Consider the following 16,510-nt stretch of genomic DNA (forward strand, 5'->3'; position numbering starts at 1 on the left):
GATTCACGCGACAAACCTCCTTTACTTATAATAAAAATGCGTAATGAACTGTAGATCACTATAAGTCGCATTAGAGATGATGAATTCGTTTTTTCCAGGCAAAAGAGTCGGGAACCTTCCCTGCTTATTTACAATCGACGACCCTTTGATTACGTATTGTTTATTCAATGTCAGTAAATCGCCCTTTTTAAACGTCCCTAGTAGCTTCACGCTTTGATTCGTTGTTTTATTGGTGATAACGATGTCTTTTCCCTCAAAGTACATACGAGCATTGTAATCGTGTTCGATCGGCGATAATCTTACGTCACCGACATTATAGACGTTGAACCTTTTAAGATTAGTAAACCTGTATTGAGGATTATCGAACTCCCCAACGTTCATTCCTAAGCCGTAGTGCTCGCCGTTTAGATCTACCGGAGTCAGACTATTAAAAATAGATTCAGCCAGCCCTTGAACAGCGGTAAGGTTAAACGTAATCGTTCCCCACGTTTGATGAGAGTTTTGTTGTACGGAGAAGCTATCGTCACACGTAACTAACCAGCGCTTATGGGGCTCGTAAGTACACGTTACATAGTACGGATCTTCTTTTACGAAGAGGTTATAGATGTCGTGACGGTATGTGTAAAACTGTTGCGCGTTAGCTACATCCAACGCAAGCTCGACCGATATTTTCCTCTCCGTATATCGCCCCGCATTTCCTTTTCTCGGAATTAATATCCCATTTCGATAAGGTAACGTAGTAGATTTGCGCTCAAAAACCGGCGCATCTGGTGTAAATGCCGCTAGACTAACGCCCGGAAGGGACTTGCTAACCGGTACGCCGTCTACTAATAAATCTAAATCCTTCATCAGTTCGTCCCTCCCGTTGCAAATAGTCTATTATTCATCGTTTGTGTGCTTCTTGCGTCTAGTACTTTACCAACCTTCTTTGTGTCGAGGTAAATATCCGGGTTCTTACTAGCGATCTCCGCTAAATAAGCGTTCTGCTCCTCTAATAGAGCGATTTGACGGTCTTGGCGCGCCGTAACCGGTTCAAGTGATGGAACTTGCGGAACACTCTGCGCTGGGACTCCGAGCTCCTGTCCGGCCCGCGCCCATATACCGATACTTCTTTCCCGATATTTCGGATCTGTCGTAATGATATGTTCGTCATACCCGCGTTCATTTAATGCGGCAAACTTGGTACCGCCCGCACCAGGCGAAACTCCGCCCGCAGCGTACCCAATATACGGGCCGCCCCGAGCCATCGACACTAACCCCGGATGATTAAAGATACCGCCGTATCTGCTGTTCAAATAGTTGATAGCAGCAAGGATCTGGTCAACCGGATTTTTTATATTTCCGTGGCCAGGCTCCTTGTGGGCGTTGAAGGTACTCGGAATAAACTGCATGAGCCCCTGTGACGGATGTCCGGCTTTGGCGTTGCTATCCCATCCGTTAACCACGTTAGGATTTCCGCCAGACTCTTTCATCGCAATAGTTTCGAGAGCTGAAGCGAACTGAGAACCGAGGCCCTTTATCGCTAAGGCTTGCGCAACCCACTTTTTAACCGCAGCAGAGCCGCCTTCTCCGACAAATGATCCGATTGAGCCCATAAGGCTGTCTATGCCTTTAATCGCAAGATTTCCGACCGCCTTTAACGGGCTGCCGCTGATATTGGTGAACCAGCTAGGAACAAGGCTATCCGCAATACCAAACATTCCGCTTGCTTTTTCCCACAGGAAGTCGGCGCCTTTCATAATCCAATCGAAATACTTACCGACACCGCCCTCATAGCCAGGGAACCCGTGATTTTTTAAAATTCGCTCAGTCTGCTTGTTTGGTAGAACCGATGTACCCGGGCGCAAATTACGAAGCTCCGGGCCACTGCTGCCGGATAAATAGGTGCCGACGCCCGGCTCGTGAATTAGTTCGCGGCCTTTCTCACTCGTAATCGCTAAACCGCCTGGGTGTCCGCTAGATGGCGTCCCTTTTGCGTAGGCTCCGATTTGCGCGCCGCCGAGTGATCTTCCCGCGGTTTTTGGTGCTGACTTCTTTTTCGTTTTAGGCTTAGATTTTTTTTCTCCGCCTGAGAAAATGCCCTTAATCCAGTCCCACGCGTCGCCGACTTTATCCATCATCATGTCCCATCCGGATTTAACCGATCCAGTTTCGGTATCGATCTCATCCGCATGCTCTCCGGCTTGCTTTTTGGCTTCAGAGACGACTTTTTTATGCATACTCTTCGCAGCTTTTACGGAATCATCCCGTTGCCGCTTCGCCTCTTTAATCATTTTGTCTGCCTGCGCATTCGAAATTGAACCCGTTTCGTCACGTTCCCGAATAATGGCCGCGACAGTTTTGTCATACTTCGAAGTGGCCGCCTTCACTGCCCCGTCGCGCGCTTTTATGCTGTTCTTAATGGTGTCCGCTGCTTGTCGAGCTGTGATATTTTTTGATTCATTGCGAAGTTTTCCTAAAATCGCCTTCTGCTCGACCTCGCTCTTACTCATCGTTTTGACAGCCGTAGTCATCATGCTCTTTTGAATACTGTTGATCGTACTCTTCTCTTTTTGAGTGAGTTGACGCTTTTCTGAGCTTGCTTTGTTCAAAATCTGTTTTATCTGTTCTTGCCCTTTGCTTACAGCGCCTTTCTGTTCGTCTTGCTTTTTTCTTACATTTTCGAGAATCGCCTGCTGCTCTTTTTTACTAAGGCTTTTGCTAGTAGATAAAAACGCACTAAGGGATTTATAGCTTTGATCTCCCTTCGTCTGAATACTCGTTTTGATCTGATCGCCCATTTGGTCGAAATTCTTAACAATGCTATTCGCGGCTTCTTTTGATACCTTTTGCCCGGACCAGTTCAACTGATTAAGTTGAGCAGTCGCCTTATCATTCAAATTCTTATAACCGAGAACTGCTTTGGTTGTTGTGTTGGAAACTTTATTGCCGAAGCTATCAAGCGCCGGGATCTGCTCCTTTTGAAGATGCTTATAAAGTTTATAACCGCCTTCCGCGAGTAAGCTTACGCCGGTTATCGTCAATCCAATCGGGCCGCCTAACGCAGCAAAGCCCAACCGGGCAACGCCGGCCACCCGTGCGACACTTCCGATATTTTTTACAAGTCCTAGAGCTTTGACGCCTAAACCGCCGAAACGTCCCGCAGTTTGAGCAACCCCACCTGTTAAAGTAGATGCCGCCTTTCCTGCTGCTTGCGCCTTACTTCCGAACCCAAGCATACCGCCGGCCGCAACTAACGCCTTTTTACCGAATCCTAGTAACCCGGCGCCACCTTTTAATATCTCGGGGAGAAACATCGTCGCAATGCCGAGTACGTTCCCCCACTTGCCTCCGAACATCGCCATAGCCCCGCCGGCCGCGACTGCACCGCCCCGTAGACCTCGAAGACTTCTCGTGCTCCGCCCAACAGCCGCCGTACTCACGTTCATCTTAGTTGTTGCCGCAACGTTTGCGGCCGCTAGCTGTGCGGTAGACGTCCGGGTCAACGCGGTTTCTGCGCGAAATCGCCCTAATGCTGCAGCACCTCGTCCGGCAGCCCCGACTAACTTACCGACACTAGAGACGACTGCTCCTAGCGCGATTACGATCGGAGGAAATGCGGCTGCCAAAAGACCGGCGATTACTACGGTATTCTGCATCGACGGCGACAGGTTGTGAAACCACTCGGTAAAGTCACCGATCACTTCTCCGGTTTTCTTTAAAGCCGGCTCCAGTTTATCCATGAGTATCTCGCCGACCGGAATAAGATTAGTTTGTAATTCTCGGAAGGCTTTCGCAGCTCGGTCGTTTAGGTTATCCCGAAGCGCTGCTCCCGTTTTCTTAGTCGCACCCTCAACGTCAGAAAAACTATTTTTAACGTTCGCAAGTGCTGAAACGCCTTTTTGCCCCAGGTCTTCAAACTGAGTTCCCATAATGGCCTGCCCGGCTTGATAAGCCTTGCTTTTATTCGACATGCCGTCGATATCTTTCATTATGGCGGTAAATACTTGATCTCCGCCTTTTCCGGTCTTTTTAAACTCAGCATACAGGTTCTGCGTATGTTTTGATAACGTCTTTATCGCGTCGCCTGCGCTACCGTCTGACAAACGGATGTTCATCTCTTTGACCAGGTCGCCGACTTTATCAAGCTGGAAAGCTCCGGTTTCTGCGCCCGCCTCAAAGATGGAAAACATCTGCTCGACGGAGAAGCCCGCTGCCGAGAACTGATTGGAATACTCGTTAATTGAGTCCAAAAACTCTCCGGAATAATCTAGGCCCTTTTGGAATCCTGAAGTAATCATATCCATCGACTGATCCACGGAGAGATTATCGAAAGAGTTTTGCATGGCGTTAATTGATTTCGTGATGTCGTTTCCTTCTTGATCGAAGGCTTCAGCGATTGTCATCGTACTTTGGGTCACGCGTTGGATTGTATCGTTTGAAGCATCCCCGAGCGACTTTATATTTCTGCGAACATTGCTCAATACGTTTGTTACTTCTCCGACATTCTCTCCGAAGCCCTCTTTCCAGATGTTCGTAGCAGCCTTGGTCGCCTTCTCGGCTTCTTCTTTGGTGAGGCCCATCTGCGCCTGTATTGATCCCTGCGCCTTTTTTACATCGCCCGCTGATTTAAGAGCCATAACGCCGAGCGCCGCGACCGGGGCGGTAATTCCCGCGACTCCCACCTTACCGAGTGTTTTTAGTCGATCACTTTGTTTTTCGAGCCGCTCGCTGTAATCCTTTAAGCTGTTACCGGCCTTGGTCCACGCGGAATTCTGCGTATTTATTTCGAGAGTTGTTTGCTCTAATTGCCGGCCGAGATAGTTATACGCAGCAACTTCGTTATTAATCTGTTGGGCCAACTGCAAAGCGACTTTAGAGTTTTCGCCTTTCTCACGCGCAAGTTCTTGATATTTATTGCGCATTTGCTCAATCTTAGATGACTGTAGTTGGTATAGCTTCGAGAGCCCTTCCTGACGTTCTCGCAACTTATCAGATGCATCCCCAAGTCGGCCAAATTGCGAAGATGACGCCTTCATTTCGCTACGAACTAACGCCATCTTTTCTTTGATGTTATCTACGCCCTGCGAAAAGCCGTTGTCGTCAAAGCTTAACCGCATTACCATATTTCCTAAAACTTCATTAGACACTTACTCACCTCCTCGTTTAAAAGACATGATCGATTGGTACTGTCTTAAGAGTCGCTCGCTCCCGTTTCTTCTTCTCGATCGGATCGTCTAACATCTCTTGCCGTTCCAGTAATCGAATATAAAAAAGGTAGTCGCTTTCATCGATTTGATGTAGCGACCACCCTTGTCTCATAAGTGAAAGGTAAGCGTCCTCCATGTTTTCTATTGCTTGGTCGATTGTGATTCGGCGACCAACTTTTCTATCAACTTTCCCATATCAACTTCTTCCGCGCGCTTTTCTAATTCCTCGCGCGTAGGATACCCTAAAATATTTACGCCGATGATGTCATAAATCACATCTCTGTGACCAATTGTGTTTAAGCCATTATCCAAGTCTGATTTAGTGAATTGCTTGTCGAAAGCTTCTACAATCAACTTGAACTGCCTATCCAGTAGCTCAATCGGATCGTGGTCGGGATCTTGGGCGTACTTCTCAACCTCTAAAGCCTCGCGCTTGATTTTAAACTTTACGAAGCTCTGCGTGTACGTTTTTTCTTCTCCCTTAATATTAAGAGTGATTTCCATTAAGCAGCACCTCCCTCAGTTGGGGTAGTAGTTCCAGTGTCCGCTAGTTTAGTAACATCGAATACTTTATCGAAGAATGTGCTTTCGAATTCTTCAAAACCTGGGATACCACTATCACCAACGATTTTAAAGACCTTATCGCTACGCTGAATAAATGTACCTTCGATTTCATCGGTTTGAAAATCGATCTTGTCTTCCGCTGTCTTACGATCTTCTGACGGAAGGCCAAATCGTCCTTTTGTAAGCCAAACCATACGCTTAGTTCCGTCCTCTTTTGTCCCTGTAAATCCTAGCGCGACATAAGGAGGTACGGCATCTTGTTTAAACGCGATAACACCTTTTACTAACTTCTGGCCTGTGATATCGGCTAAAACGTCCATAGGAATTTCCGAAACTCCTAAACTTACTTTTGTTTCACCGATCTGTGTCTTAGCGATAATTGGTCCGTTATTTGCATATAGAGTCCCATTCTCGCTACTCGTATCTACTTTCGCAGAAATAACCGGCGCAAAGTCCTTAACTTCACCGTATTGAATATCGCCTTTTTCGTCTTTAACCAACTTTGCATATACTAAGTTCTCAAGCCCAACTGATACACTACCCATCTATATTTCCTCCTTTAATTTTACGGTTGTTCTATAAAGCAGCGCCTTCCGGAAAGCATCACGCTCGTTTTCGTCGAAAGACGAAGACGTGACTCTCCGGCATCTGAGCGCCTTCATTTTCCTGTCAATGGCCGTTTGAATCGGGCCTATATTGTCATCTGCTTTGATCCATACGTTTACCTGCAAATCGATATCAGATGCGACAGCTTCGTTTCCCCAATACTCCGTATCGATGTTGTCTGTCTCGATAACAAGAATGCACGGAAACTCTGCCGCGACTTCTTGCGGTAAGTTGCCGGCGTATACCCGGCCGCCTGTCATTTCGTTAATGATCGGATCATTAAAAAGTTCTCGCGCAATGACCGGTTCATAATTAATCATGTCCCTAACCCCTTACGCATTTCAGCCGCAATTGCACGCTGAACGGCCTCACTTTTCACACGAAGAGCTCTTGTCATGAATGGGTTTCCTCTCACAAACTTTCCGTTTTTCGCGGTAAAGCCTTCATGTGTAAACTTTGCCCGCCATGCTGTCTTTGCAGAAGGACCGACATCAAAACTTACAGAATCAGGAATTATTCGATCTCTTTTAGGCGTCTGTTTTACTTGAATGTCATCTCGAATGTGCTCATGGTGGATGTCGGAAACTGGAACTTCTTGCTTAATGCCCTCAGCCAATACCTTGCCGCCTGCACGCAGGGCTTTTATTTGCGCTTTTTTTACATCCTTGCCCATCAGGGATAAGCGCCGTTCTAACTCGTCGATACCATCGATATTAGTTGATATCCGCATGATCCCACCCCACACATTGCAGTGTCAGTAAGGTCCTATCCTGGAGGTCCGGGATGGTTTGTTCAATTTTAAATTCCTCATCGTTGAACACCACGCGCATTCCAGGCTCTATTCCTTTGCGGTATCGAATGCGAAACCATACTGTGGTTTCTTGATGTTCGGCGGCCGCCTGTATAATCCAGCGCCCCCGTGGTTGCATGATTTCCGCCCAGGGTTTAGCATAAGAAACCCATTTGTGCTCCGGCTTCATTGTTTCCTCGTTCTGTCCAGTGATTCGCTTTTCAATTCGAATGCGATTTTTCAATTTTCCCGGATCAAATCCCAAATCTCATCACCTCAATTGCAGAATCATACCGGCGATTTTTGTTCCGCTGTTAGCTGTCGTCCTGTTTTCGTAGGCGTCCGCAACAAAGATCAGCGCCGCCATCTTGTACAGGTCCGACGTGGTGTCCGTTACGCCTGCGTTTTCCATATGCTTTTCTGCTGCGGAAATAAAAAAGGAGATGAGGTTATCGTCCTCATCTCCATCAATCCGCAAGTATTCTTTTGCTTCATCAAGCGTAAGTGCCATCGTTATTCACCTGCCGGAGGTGCCGGTTCGTTAACCGTAATAGCCACCGTTTTCTTAATCGAAGGTTTCGACTTAGACGCAACAGTGATCGTGGTTGTGCCGGCCGCTTTAGCCGTTACTAAGCCGGAGCTAGATACGGTTGCTGTCGCGGTGCTGCTAGACGTAAAAGTCACGCTTTGGTCTGCGCTTGAAGGCGTGACCGTTGCGTTAATCTTATACGTATCGCCCACCGTTAAGGTCTTGGAGGTTTCCGTTACGTTGACGCTTGTAGGCTCGGTCGCTAACGTAGTCACCGAGAGCTCGGCGCTAAGTGGCGACGGGTCGCCGGTGTTAGGAATTGCGCGCACCTGATACTTATATGTTGTTAATTGCGTCAAGCCACTGTCTGCAAACGATGTCCCTACGCGAGATCCGATAGATACTCCGTCTCTGTATACCTCGTATTCTTTAATGCCCCCATTAAAGGTTACGGCGTCCCAACTAAGGGACACCGATGTGTCTTTAGGAGTCGCCGTTAACCCTTGGGGCGCATTAGGGCGTAGTTACAACGGATGCAATTCGGAACGCAGATTTAAGCTTGATTTTATGATCGAACCAAGCAGTCAACACGAATAGGTTTTCGCCTGTGTTGATATCTTTGTCGCTCTCGTAAGTGATCGCTGGATCGTAGTTAAAGTGAGAATAACGGAAGTCACCAACGATTGGTTTAACTGCCGCATCAGAGAACACAACTGGCTTGCCGATAATTTGCTCCGGTTGAGCGTTATAAAGAGTTGCGCTTCCATTTGCGAGCGTTTCAATAATTTCCAAGTAATCCGCATAAGTCATCATAACCTTTGCGTTCTCGCGGAAATCTTCTGGAAGGTCAGCAATCGCCTTTTTAATAGCCTTGTACGTAGATTCTCCGGAAACTTCTTTGATGCCAGCGCCATAGAAAGACATCTCTTCTTCACCAGTTTTCGGCTTTGTAGCAAAAGAAACTTTCTTTTCCTTTGCGGCTAAACCAGATTGAAGCGCACCCTCAACAGTTGCGACTAATGCCGTATCCGCTGCCGCGAGAATAGTCTCAGAAACTTTAGCCTTTACTTTGAATTTTTTACGACCGAAAGTAACTACATCTCCATCGACTTCGATCTCTTTAGCAGTCTCTGTATCTTGAATAAAATCGTCATCATCTAAAGTGAAGTCTACTTTAGGAATTTCAAGGTTAGTAACGCTTGTGTACGTAGATACATCACGAAGTGGATTCTTTACGAATGGCTCATGGATTAGTTCTTCAGAAACCGTTTTCGGCAGTAATTTCTCTCCACCTGTTCCATTGTTATCTCCGAGGACCGCTCGCACTTCTTGTGCCGGAACCTCACGACGCATTGCAGCACGGATGAGGCCAGCTTTTGCGGCTGCTCTGCGCACAGATGCGTCAGAACTTTCAAGCCCTGCGCTTGCTCCTGCGTTCTCTTTCTCCATTGTCGCTTGAATTCTTGCCTTTTGTTCCGCTTCTTTAGCATCATGCTGACTTTTTAAAATGTCATAACGGGCTTGTAACTCTGTTTTTCTCTCTTTAAGAGCTTTTAATTCATCCATGCTTGCTTTAGGATCAGCAGCCTTATTTACAATCTCCTGATCAATATTTGTCAATTGAGAACCAACAGTATTTAGATTTGCCTTCAGATCAAATAGTTCCATTAAATAATTCCCCCATCATTTTTTAATTTAAGTAAACTCGTCTCTGCTTCCGCGATAAGTTGCTCACGGAACAGGCGCTCTCTTTCCGCCTGTTTTTCGTCATCTTGCGTCTGATTAAGTAAAGCGTCAGGCGTATTCCTGTAACTCGCGAATAACTTTGTATCTACCTTCGCGGCCACTTGTTTAGGGGCTTCGATACTGTCGCAGAGCCCTAATTCGAGGCATTCTTGCGCTGTAAGCCACGTTTCATCATCCAAAAGCGCGATTAAACGGTCGCGATCAAGCTTTTCGCCTGCTTTTCCGAGATAAGCCTCGATAAGACTTTCGCGAATACGGTCCATGTCATCGGCCTGCTTGCGGAGTTCGTCCGCGTTTCCTTGCGCTAAGGTCCACGGGTTGTGAATCATCATCATCGTGTTTGCGGGCATAAAAATAGCATCACCGGACATTGCGATGACGCTTGCGATACTGGCCGCCAGCCCGTCGACGTAAACGTTAACGTGGGCTTTGTGCCGCTTTATGATGTTGTAGATCGAATTCCCTTCGAAAACGGAACCGCCTGGCGAGTTAATGTAAACGTTTAGCGTAGAAACGTCGCCAAGTTCGTCTAAATCCGCCTTAAAGGTCTGCGCTGTTACTTCATCTCCCCAAAATTGGGTCGAACTAATTTCGCTGTAAATGTAAATCTCACCAGCTTTAGCGTCATTCTTCGCCGCTTTGATTTCCCAGAACTTCTTTATTGTTCTCACCTCCTTCATCTGATTCGCTTAGTGTCGGAGGCTTCGGTGCGTCGGTGCTCGTGATTTTCTGCTGCGCGACTTGGTCGATCGGGAATAAATCTTTGCTCAAATAAAGCGTGTCCCCGCCCTTTTCTGGCGGTAAATCCTCCCACGCACGCACTTCATTCGGCTTAAACCAGCCGCTCCGGATGCCTTGTTGATAGAAATTACCGCGAGTCTGCATGTCCCCACGCAATAACGCGTTCATGCTGAACTTAAAATAATAACCGGCCTTGCGTTCCTGATCGGTCAGCAGCTTCCGGTTAAATTCCTTTTCGTATTGAGTTGCGATAGGCATCAGCGTGCCTTGCACATAATCGATGTAAAGTTGCTCCATGTTCGATACGCTGCCTTGCGTTTCGCCGAGCATGTATAACGGTATGTTAAAAGCCTGCGCAACCCTTGAACGAGTCACCTTTTCGACTTCAAACGCTTTCGTATCGATGAATTCCTTTTTTAATTCACGTATTTTTACGCCCTGTTCTTGAATTAAGATGCCGCCGTTATCTCTATAGAAGCTTTTAAAGTTCTCGAGCATCTTCGCTTTGCGTGGCTCGTCTAATTGTGTAGCCAGTTCGAGAATAAACGATATCTTAGCGCCGTCCATCTGTTCGAGACTGAACGTCCTTACATCGCGATCAAAGTCCAGCGCACCTCGCAGAACCTTTAACGGCGAGATTCCTTTGAGGCCGTCAATTGATACATGCTTTACGTGAATCATATCCATGTTGTGGACGAAGTAATTTCCGTTATCACCGAACACCTCGTACCAGAGTTCACGGGTTGTTTCTTCAACGATCGGCTGTACTCGTGAAGGGTCTAAAACTTCCAACCCGATTACTTCGTAACGCATTCCGTAACGTTTTATGGCGTATGCATTGCCGTAAACCGCCCGATGCGTCTCTAAAAGTCCGATCATTTCACCGGAAGTCATGTTATGGTTCGGCGCGTACGTTAATAGTTCGGATGCCTGCGACTCGATCGGTTGGTAGTTCTTGTACGCCTTGATAGGTAGGCTTGCCATCGTGTTTGATAACCGCGATACAGCCGAGAACACCGTTTCGTTATCGGCCAGCGATTGCTCTCCATAATTTCCGAAAATACTGGCGCGAGGAATAAACCAATGCGCGATATCCTTTTTAATGGCCGCCTTTGCTTCAGGTGCACCTCTGAAAAAGCTTCGTACGTTGCTCCAAAAGCCCATTTTCTCACCTCCTAACCGTTTAATAGATCGTTAATCGAGATAAATCCGACGCTTCCGGCTTCAACCGGCTTTGCCATGTCGAGATATACCTGCGAATGAGCGTTAAGGAAAGCAGCAAATCCGTCTATTTTCCGGTAGCGCGTTTGCTTGGTCGGCAGCCAGTTTCCGTTGCGATCCTCAACGAGCTTGACGTTGTTTAAGTACCACGTAAAGAGTTTGTTTTCGTTATGCACCACTCCACCGTCGAGCAGTAACTCTTTGACGTTCTTCAACGGATCACTCAGTGTGATATAACCCTGCCGCACAACCTCCGTCTGGAATCCGTAGTTTTGCAAGTCTTGGACCAACCGCATCGCATTCGCCGGGTCAAACGTGATCTTTTCGATCTGATATTTGCGCGACATTTCAACGAACCAGTCGTAAACGTACTCGTATTCCACGTATTCGCCCGGAATAATAGTCAAATAGCCGTCATCTTGCCACTCTCGGTACGGTATTTTCTCGTTATCTTTCTCGACCTTTGCCGCCGGGACCCATGAATGAGACAAAACAAAAACGCGATTATCCGGCAAAATAAATTCCAGACACGCGCTCGTAAAGTCTTCCGTTTGCGATAAGTCGAATCCGCCGATGCATCTCATGCCGCGCAATGATTCCGGATCATGATATTTGTTATTGCGTTTTATGACTTCGAAGTCTACGAAGCTCTGCTCGCCATTATCTACGAACATATTAAACTGCTTCGTAATCCAATCGTTCCTTTCTTGCGGGATGTCCCTATCCGATCGGTAGTCCCTAATCATTGTCGGAAGTTTCATCGTCACTCCCATATTCGGGTTTGCTTTTATCCATTCAGTCGGCTGATCAATCTCCTTTTCATCGTCTAACTCTGCAATAAAGTAGAATTTCTGATCCTGTTCATTCGAGCCTTCGAGAACATCGGATGCCACCTCGTAATACTCAACTAATGGGCCGTCTAAAACGTATCCTGCTGTCGTAATATAAATAACCATCGGCTGTCTTCGAGCAGTCCAGGATCGCTTCATTACGTTTATCAACTTAAAGCCTTGAAACTCGTGGATCTCATCAAAAATTCCGAGATGAGTATTAAGCCCATCAAGCTTTTTACTATCGGATGCTCTCGGCTCAATACGACTCAGAGATTTTTTATCGAATATCCCTTTTTGGTTTTCCCTCATATTTCTCCGAAGCGCCGGCGACTTCTGAACCATCGCCCGACTTTCATCGAAAAGTTCCCCGGCCTGCTGCTTCGAATTGGCTAAGACGTAAACACGCGCCCCAGGTTCATTATCTTTTGATATCGCAAAGTTTGCTAATCCACTAATCATCGTTGTTTTACCATTTTTACGCCCGATGAATACGAGCCCTTCACGAAATCTTCGCATACCTGTATCGCGATGAACCCAACCGTACAGTGACCCGATTACGAAATGCTGCCACGGCTGAAGCGTTAAGTTTGAATAATCCCCTTTCGAAGGTTTGCAGTATTTCTCGATAAACCGGATAGGTCGGTGACCTTTCTCGATATCAAATACGTAAGGGAACTCGTCAGTTCCGGCGCGATCCAAGTCTCGTAGATGACGTTTACACGCCAAAACATTTTTCCGACTTGCCTTGATTTCTCCCGTAACAACTTTCTCAGCATAAAAGGTCGTAAGCAGATTTTCGGCAGGTTTTTCGCATATAAATCCGGCCATTTTTTGTGTTTTTAGCCAGTTTTCGAACCATTTTTCGAGCTCTGTAAGGCTAGAATTCGTCGTAATCGTCGTCATTTTCACCACCACCCGCGTTTAGTTCTTTGCGCTGTGCCGGCGTAAGATCGAGCGATTTCAGAAGGTTATTCAACGTCGTAACCGTCTTCGTAAGCTCAATCGCTAACGGATTTTTGACGAGGTTTTCCGCGCCTGCCTTGTTCGTATGCCGCATCATTAAAGGGTTTTCCGCCACTTCCTTTTTTAATCGGCGGTAGAACTTATGCGTATCGACGTATAAATCGATAAGCTCCTCGTCCGATTCCGTATACCTGTCGCCAAGATATTCGCGCAGTCTTTTCGCAGTTGGTACCGCCATATGATCGCTCCTTTCGTCCGGGGATTTACCCCCTTTAATGTAAAATTTCCGTTCGCGCTACAAGCGAAGGACCCCCGCCGGTCCTTACGTTTTTGCCTTCGGATGCCAACGGGTAGGGGGCTATATATCCGGGTTAGCCTGCGCCTTCACCACGTTAATCTTGCTTCTTCTTCTTCGCCTTTCCAGCTGGTCCAGCGCCTTTTTCCGGGTGCCTTCGGTTGTGGCACGGATTGCATAAACTTACGAGATTTTCGAGCGTTAACGATAATTCCGGATGATCGCGGAGTTCTTTGATATGATGAACCGTCTGAGCCTTCGTTATCTTACGTTCTTTGAGGCAGTCTTGGCATATGCCATGGTCACGCGCGAGAGCCAACGCCCTACACTCCGTCCATGCCTTCGACTTATAGAACGCTCGTGCTTCGGGATCACGCTTGTGTTTGTCGTAGTAGTTATGCGCCATAAGCCCGTTCGCCTACCGCCAGTTCCTTCGTCTCTACAACCGGAGCGCCTGCGCTTTCCTTAGTGTGTTTGATGCGGTAATAAGTAGAGCCGCATTGGTCAGCGTCCTTAGTGCGCCATTCGAAGTCTATCGCAATACGACCGGTAATCTCCTCGCCTTTGTATACGATGCGTGGTATCGATTGTTCATCCGTTAGTTCTATCGTTAGTAAGTTCGATGCGGGTTCCACGCGCTTACATTCAGCACCACATGGCTTACTATCTTTACGATGAATGCGGCTGCCTTTTAGTTCAATCACACTGCCTCTCCCCTTTCGTTAAATAAAGCGTCAATCACTCTATAGTGACTTAGGCCTTCGTTTAGTCTGTTCAAGCAGTTCCGCCATCCCATCTCTGTTGTAACTTGGGCTTCGCTTAGAATACTTCATCAATAAAGCGAGGTTTTGTTACGGCTTTGCCTATCTCAGAAGACACAGGGACGTACGCCCCATCCTCACGAACTGCGAAGTAATGGACATGGTCACATCCCTTAATACAAGATGAAAAGCCATGCTTAACCTGTTCTTCTCGCAACTCTCTCAATACCTGAATCGCTGCATTAGCTTCGTGTTGAATCGTTTTTAACCCGGCAACAGTTTCAGATACATCAACGTTCCTCAGAATACGGTTATCCATCATCTCATCTCCTTTTCCTTTAAATGTTTTGCTTCTCGATAATCCAAGTTAATTTTGAAGGAAAAAAGAACTTTCAGGACCGTCTTTAAAATAAGCCATAGACATAGCGTCCATCTCTTCCTTTTCATTCAGCACACATACAAACACGAAAAGACCGCCAAAATCGTTGGCAGCCTCGTCCTGGTTGCGGAACGTACAGTAAAAACGGTAGATATACGTACAGGTTGCAATCCTATACGGTGAGACAGTGTTTGCAGCTCCGTTTTCCGCCGGAGTACGCAAGCACAAAAAAGCCTCCGCCGTAGGGTGCGGAAGCCTCGTTCTGATTGCGTATGTTGGCTTTTAGCAAGTTGCAATAACTTGACACGCCGCCTTGGCTATTCGTTTATTGTGCGGACGAGGATTTGCACCTCGCATGGACGGATTTCAACAACCGTTAGCCAAATCGGCTATTAAGTAGCCCCGTAGTCTACTTCACAGTACCGTCTTTATGTTCGTCTAAGCGTCTACCTATTCCGCCACCGCATTCGTTTATTGTAGAAACACGAGCATGATACCATAAAGAAAGGCGCCCAATTGTCGACCGTTTTCTAGTTAGTTATTTCCGAAAATGACGCCCTTCTTTATAGTCATCTCTCTACTACGTATAGACAGCTAACGCCCTATAATGTGCATGCTTCTTCTCATAACGTAAGACAGCATATCGGTGTTTTGTGTGCATATCATTCTCATAAAACATAGATAACTGAAGGACTGGAATGTGCATAAAAAAGAATAGCGTCCACTACGTCGCTTACGCTCCTCCGTGGACGCGGATATTAATTATTTAGTACCTTAATCGCGATAGAAGTAATATTAAATGAATATCCCCGCCGGAGAGAGTGAAACGAACGGCAGGCGGAATGTATTTATTCCCTTTAAGACAGGGTTTAATATAGATAAGAGGAGATTTACACTTAAAAACATGACAAACCCATACGCACCAACGCCTCAACCCACTTTCATACCACGTCATATTTGATACGCAACCTGCCGACTACACGCCATATTTGATACGCAACTCACTCCGGACGGTCTAATTCACGGAAATGGCCTCGGACCGTGTTCGTGTATTCCGTCTCTTTTTCCGCCCGAAACATAACGTCAGGGTTTACGACGATCGCTGAATTTCTCGCTCGCATCTTCATTACGAGGTTTGCCTGCATAAGCGCGCTCATATGCCGTTTGACTGTCGGTAAGCTTTCGCAAATCACTTCCGATAGTCTCTCCTGCGTCATGTGCTCGATCGTTTCGCCTTTAGACGTTGGATTCTCGCATAAGTAGTATTCGGTTTGGTGAAAATACGGCAGCATCTTGTATAAGAGGCCGCATTCCGGAAGCGTCAGATCACGAATACGGCGCTTTGTCTCCTGCTGATACAGTTTCGTATAGGTTGCGCCGGCAATCGTCTTCCCGATGCTGTGAAAGCTCTCTGAAACGTAATACTGCGTCCCGGCGCCGTGCCCTTTACGGATAATCGCGCCAGCTTTTGTCAATGCGGCCAGCGTGCGGCTTGTTTGGCGCTTCTTCTTTCCGATTATCTCCGCAATCATATCGAGGTTCATCGGTTCACCCTTATGGAAGAGTAATCCGCGTTTCTGAAACTTCAGGTACGGAAGCAACTTTATAAGCGCACCGAGCTCCGAAAGAGATAGCGCTGCTGTGAGGGCCTTTACAGGCTCATCGTAACAATTAACATAATACTTCGAAGAACGGTCCTCATTTTGGCGTTTAATATAGCTATACCGACGGCGACTTTCGATCTGGTCGGTTGTTATAAACCGGCCGGTTCTTCCCTGCTTATCCATGTAGAATGGCCCGTTGATACGGTGCAGCTCCGCGTCAGGCGCTTCCGTCTTAATCTCTGCGAATTTACGCTGCCAGTCCTTCAATTCCGGTTTCGTCAAGTAATTT

Annotated in this window: 18 protein-coding genes; all 18 read right to left on the reverse strand. The window is 46.9% G+C overall.

The genetic code is table 11. The features are described from left to right. Nucleotides 1-21 precede the first annotated feature (21 nt). Nucleotides 22-849 carry a phage tail domain-containing protein gene (locus tag NYE62_RS16220; protein WP_327954956.1) on the reverse strand — a complete coding sequence of 276 codons (828 nt, stop codon included), beginning with the start codon at nt 847-849 and terminating at the stop codon, nt 22-24. After that, a complete protein-coding gene (locus NYE62_RS16225) occupies nt 849-5,129 on the reverse strand; it encodes a phage tail tape measure protein (protein WP_327954958.1) in 4,281 nt (1,426 codons plus the stop codon). The genes NYE62_RS16220 and NYE62_RS16225 overlap by 1 nt, the downstream gene beginning before the upstream one ends. A 201-nt stretch (nt 5,130-5,330) precedes the next feature. Beyond that, nucleotides 5,331-5,693: a hypothetical protein gene (locus NYE62_RS16230; RefSeq protein ID WP_147786002.1), complete on the reverse strand. Its 363-nt coding sequence runs from the start codon at nt 5,691-5,693 to the stop codon at nt 5,331-5,333. Beyond that, entirely contained in the window at nt 5,693-6,298 is a 606-nt protein-coding gene (locus tag NYE62_RS16235) for a major tail protein (protein ID WP_327954959.1), read from the reverse strand. The genes NYE62_RS16230 and NYE62_RS16235 overlap by 1 nt, the downstream gene beginning before the upstream one ends. Beyond that, entirely contained in the window at nt 6,299-6,679 is a 381-nt protein-coding gene (locus NYE62_RS16240; protein WP_166705836.1) for a hypothetical protein, read from the reverse strand. Continuing rightward, nucleotides 6,676-7,089: an HK97-gp10 family putative phage morphogenesis protein gene (locus NYE62_RS16245; RefSeq protein ID WP_327954961.1), complete on the reverse strand. Its 414-nt coding sequence runs from the start codon at nt 7,087-7,089 to the stop codon at nt 6,676-6,678. Before NYE62_RS16245 ends, NYE62_RS16240 begins: the two co-directional genes overlap by 4 nt. Next, nucleotides 7,073-7,414 (reverse strand): phage head closure protein, encoded by a 342-nt coding sequence (locus NYE62_RS16250; RefSeq protein WP_327954962.1) that lies wholly within the window; start codon nt 7,412-7,414, stop codon nt 7,073-7,075. The genes NYE62_RS16245 and NYE62_RS16250 overlap by 17 nt, the downstream gene beginning before the upstream one ends. Before the next feature lie 6 nt (nt 7,415-7,420). Next, nucleotides 7,421-7,660: a head-tail connector protein gene (locus NYE62_RS16255; protein WP_327954963.1), complete on the reverse strand. Its 240-nt coding sequence runs from the start codon at nt 7,658-7,660 to the stop codon at nt 7,421-7,423. Nucleotides 7,661-7,662: 2 nt separating this feature from the next. Beyond that, nucleotides 7,663-7,953 (reverse strand): Ig-like domain-containing protein, encoded by a 291-nt coding sequence (locus tag NYE62_RS16260; protein WP_327954964.1) that lies wholly within the window; start codon nt 7,951-7,953, stop codon nt 7,663-7,665. 238 nt (nt 7,954-8,191) lie between these two features. Further along, the gene (locus tag NYE62_RS16265; protein ID WP_268540724.1) at nt 8,192-9,346 is read right to left on the reverse strand and encodes a phage major capsid protein; all 1,155 of its coding nucleotides are present in this window, start codon (nt 9,344-9,346) and stop codon (nt 8,192-8,194) included. Further along, entirely contained in the window at nt 9,346-10,104 is a 759-nt protein-coding gene (locus tag NYE62_RS16270; RefSeq protein ID WP_327954965.1) for a head maturation protease, ClpP-related, read from the reverse strand. The genes NYE62_RS16265 and NYE62_RS16270 overlap by 1 nt, the downstream gene beginning before the upstream one ends. Further along, nucleotides 10,049-11,329, reverse strand: a complete 1,281-nt coding sequence (locus tag NYE62_RS16275) for a phage portal protein (RefSeq protein ID WP_327954966.1) — start codon at nt 11,327-11,329, stop codon at nt 10,049-10,051. Before NYE62_RS16275 ends, NYE62_RS16270 begins: the two co-directional genes overlap by 56 nt. 11 nt (nt 11,330-11,340) lie before the next feature. Further along, entirely contained in the window at nt 11,341-13,122 is a 1,782-nt protein-coding gene (locus NYE62_RS16280; RefSeq protein ID WP_327954969.1) for a terminase large subunit, read from the reverse strand. Continuing rightward, on the reverse strand, nt 13,097-13,420 hold the full coding sequence (locus NYE62_RS16285) for a P27 family phage terminase small subunit (RefSeq protein WP_168748409.1): 324 nt from the start codon (nt 13,418-13,420) through the stop codon (nt 13,097-13,099). Before NYE62_RS16285 ends, NYE62_RS16280 begins: the two co-directional genes overlap by 26 nt. 154 nt (nt 13,421-13,574) lie before the next feature. Continuing rightward, a complete protein-coding gene (locus tag NYE62_RS16290) occupies nt 13,575-13,883 on the reverse strand; it encodes an HNH endonuclease signature motif containing protein (protein WP_342497063.1) in 309 nt (102 codons plus the stop codon). Continuing rightward, a complete protein-coding gene (locus NYE62_RS16295) occupies nt 13,873-14,181 on the reverse strand; it encodes a hypothetical protein (protein WP_327954971.1) in 309 nt (102 codons plus the stop codon). Before NYE62_RS16295 ends, NYE62_RS16290 begins: the two co-directional genes overlap by 11 nt. Before the next feature lie 115 nt (nt 14,182-14,296). Beyond that, the gene (locus tag NYE62_RS16300; protein WP_268540731.1) at nt 14,297-14,557 is read right to left on the reverse strand and encodes a hypothetical protein; all 261 of its coding nucleotides are present in this window, start codon (nt 14,555-14,557) and stop codon (nt 14,297-14,299) included. 1,061 nt (nt 14,558-15,618) lie between these two features. Beyond that, on the reverse strand, nt 15,619-16,503 hold the full coding sequence (locus NYE62_RS16305; RefSeq protein ID WP_342497064.1) for a replication/maintenance protein RepL: 885 nt from the start codon (nt 16,501-16,503) through the stop codon (nt 15,619-15,621). Nucleotides 16,504-16,510 lie beyond the last annotated feature (7 nt).

Source organism: Bacillus sp. FSL K6-2861 (assembly GCF_038630725.1).
Lineage (GTDB): Bacteria > Bacillota > Bacilli > Bacillales > Bacillaceae > Bacillus > Bacillus velezensis.

What these genes read in the sequence shown, in the direction of transcription:
- NYE62_RS16220 (WP_327954956.1), bottom strand. Translation starts at nt 849, where the DNA reads ATGAAGGATTTAGATTTATTAGTAGACGGCGTACCGGTTAGCAAGTCC.
- NYE62_RS16230 (WP_147786002.1), bottom strand. Translation starts at nt 5,693, where the DNA reads ATGGAAATCACTCTTAATATTAAGGGAGAAGAAAAAACGTACACGCAG.
- NYE62_RS16235 (WP_327954959.1), bottom strand. Translation starts at nt 6,298, where the DNA reads ATGGGTAGTGTATCAGTTGGGCTTGAGAACTTAGTATATGCAAAGTTG.
- NYE62_RS16240 (WP_166705836.1), bottom strand. Translation starts at nt 6,679, where the DNA reads ATGATTAATTATGAACCGGTCATTGCGCGAGAACTTTTTAATGATCCG.
- NYE62_RS16245 (WP_327954961.1), bottom strand. Translation starts at nt 7,089, where the DNA reads ATGCGGATATCAACTAATATCGATGGTATCGACGAGTTAGAACGGCGC.
- NYE62_RS16255 (WP_327954963.1), bottom strand. Translation starts at nt 7,660, where the DNA reads ATGGCACTTACGCTTGATGAAGCAAAAGAATACTTGCGGATTGATGGA.
- NYE62_RS16265 (WP_268540724.1), bottom strand. Translation starts at nt 9,346, where the DNA reads ATGGAACTATTTGATCTGAAGGCAAATCTAAATACTGTTGGTTCTCAA.
- NYE62_RS16270 (WP_327954965.1), bottom strand. Translation starts at nt 10,104, where the DNA reads ATGAAGGAGGTGAGAACAATAAAGAAGTTCTGGGAAATCAAAGCGGCG.
- NYE62_RS16275 (WP_327954966.1), bottom strand. Translation starts at nt 11,329, where the DNA reads ATGGGCTTTTGGAGCAACGTACGAAGCTTTTTCAGAGGTGCACCTGAA.
- NYE62_RS16280 (WP_327954969.1), bottom strand. Translation starts at nt 13,122, where the DNA reads ATGACGACGATTACGACGAATTCTAGCCTTACAGAGCTCGAAAAATGG.
- NYE62_RS16285 (WP_168748409.1), bottom strand. Translation starts at nt 13,420, where the DNA reads ATGGCGGTACCAACTGCGAAAAGACTGCGCGAATATCTTGGCGACAGG.
- NYE62_RS16290 (WP_342497063.1), bottom strand. Translation starts at nt 13,883, where the DNA reads ATGGCGCATAACTACTACGACAAACACAAGCGTGATCCCGAAGCACGA.
- NYE62_RS16300 (WP_268540731.1), bottom strand. Translation starts at nt 14,557, where the DNA reads ATGGATAACCGTATTCTGAGGAACGTTGATGTATCTGAAACTGTTGCC.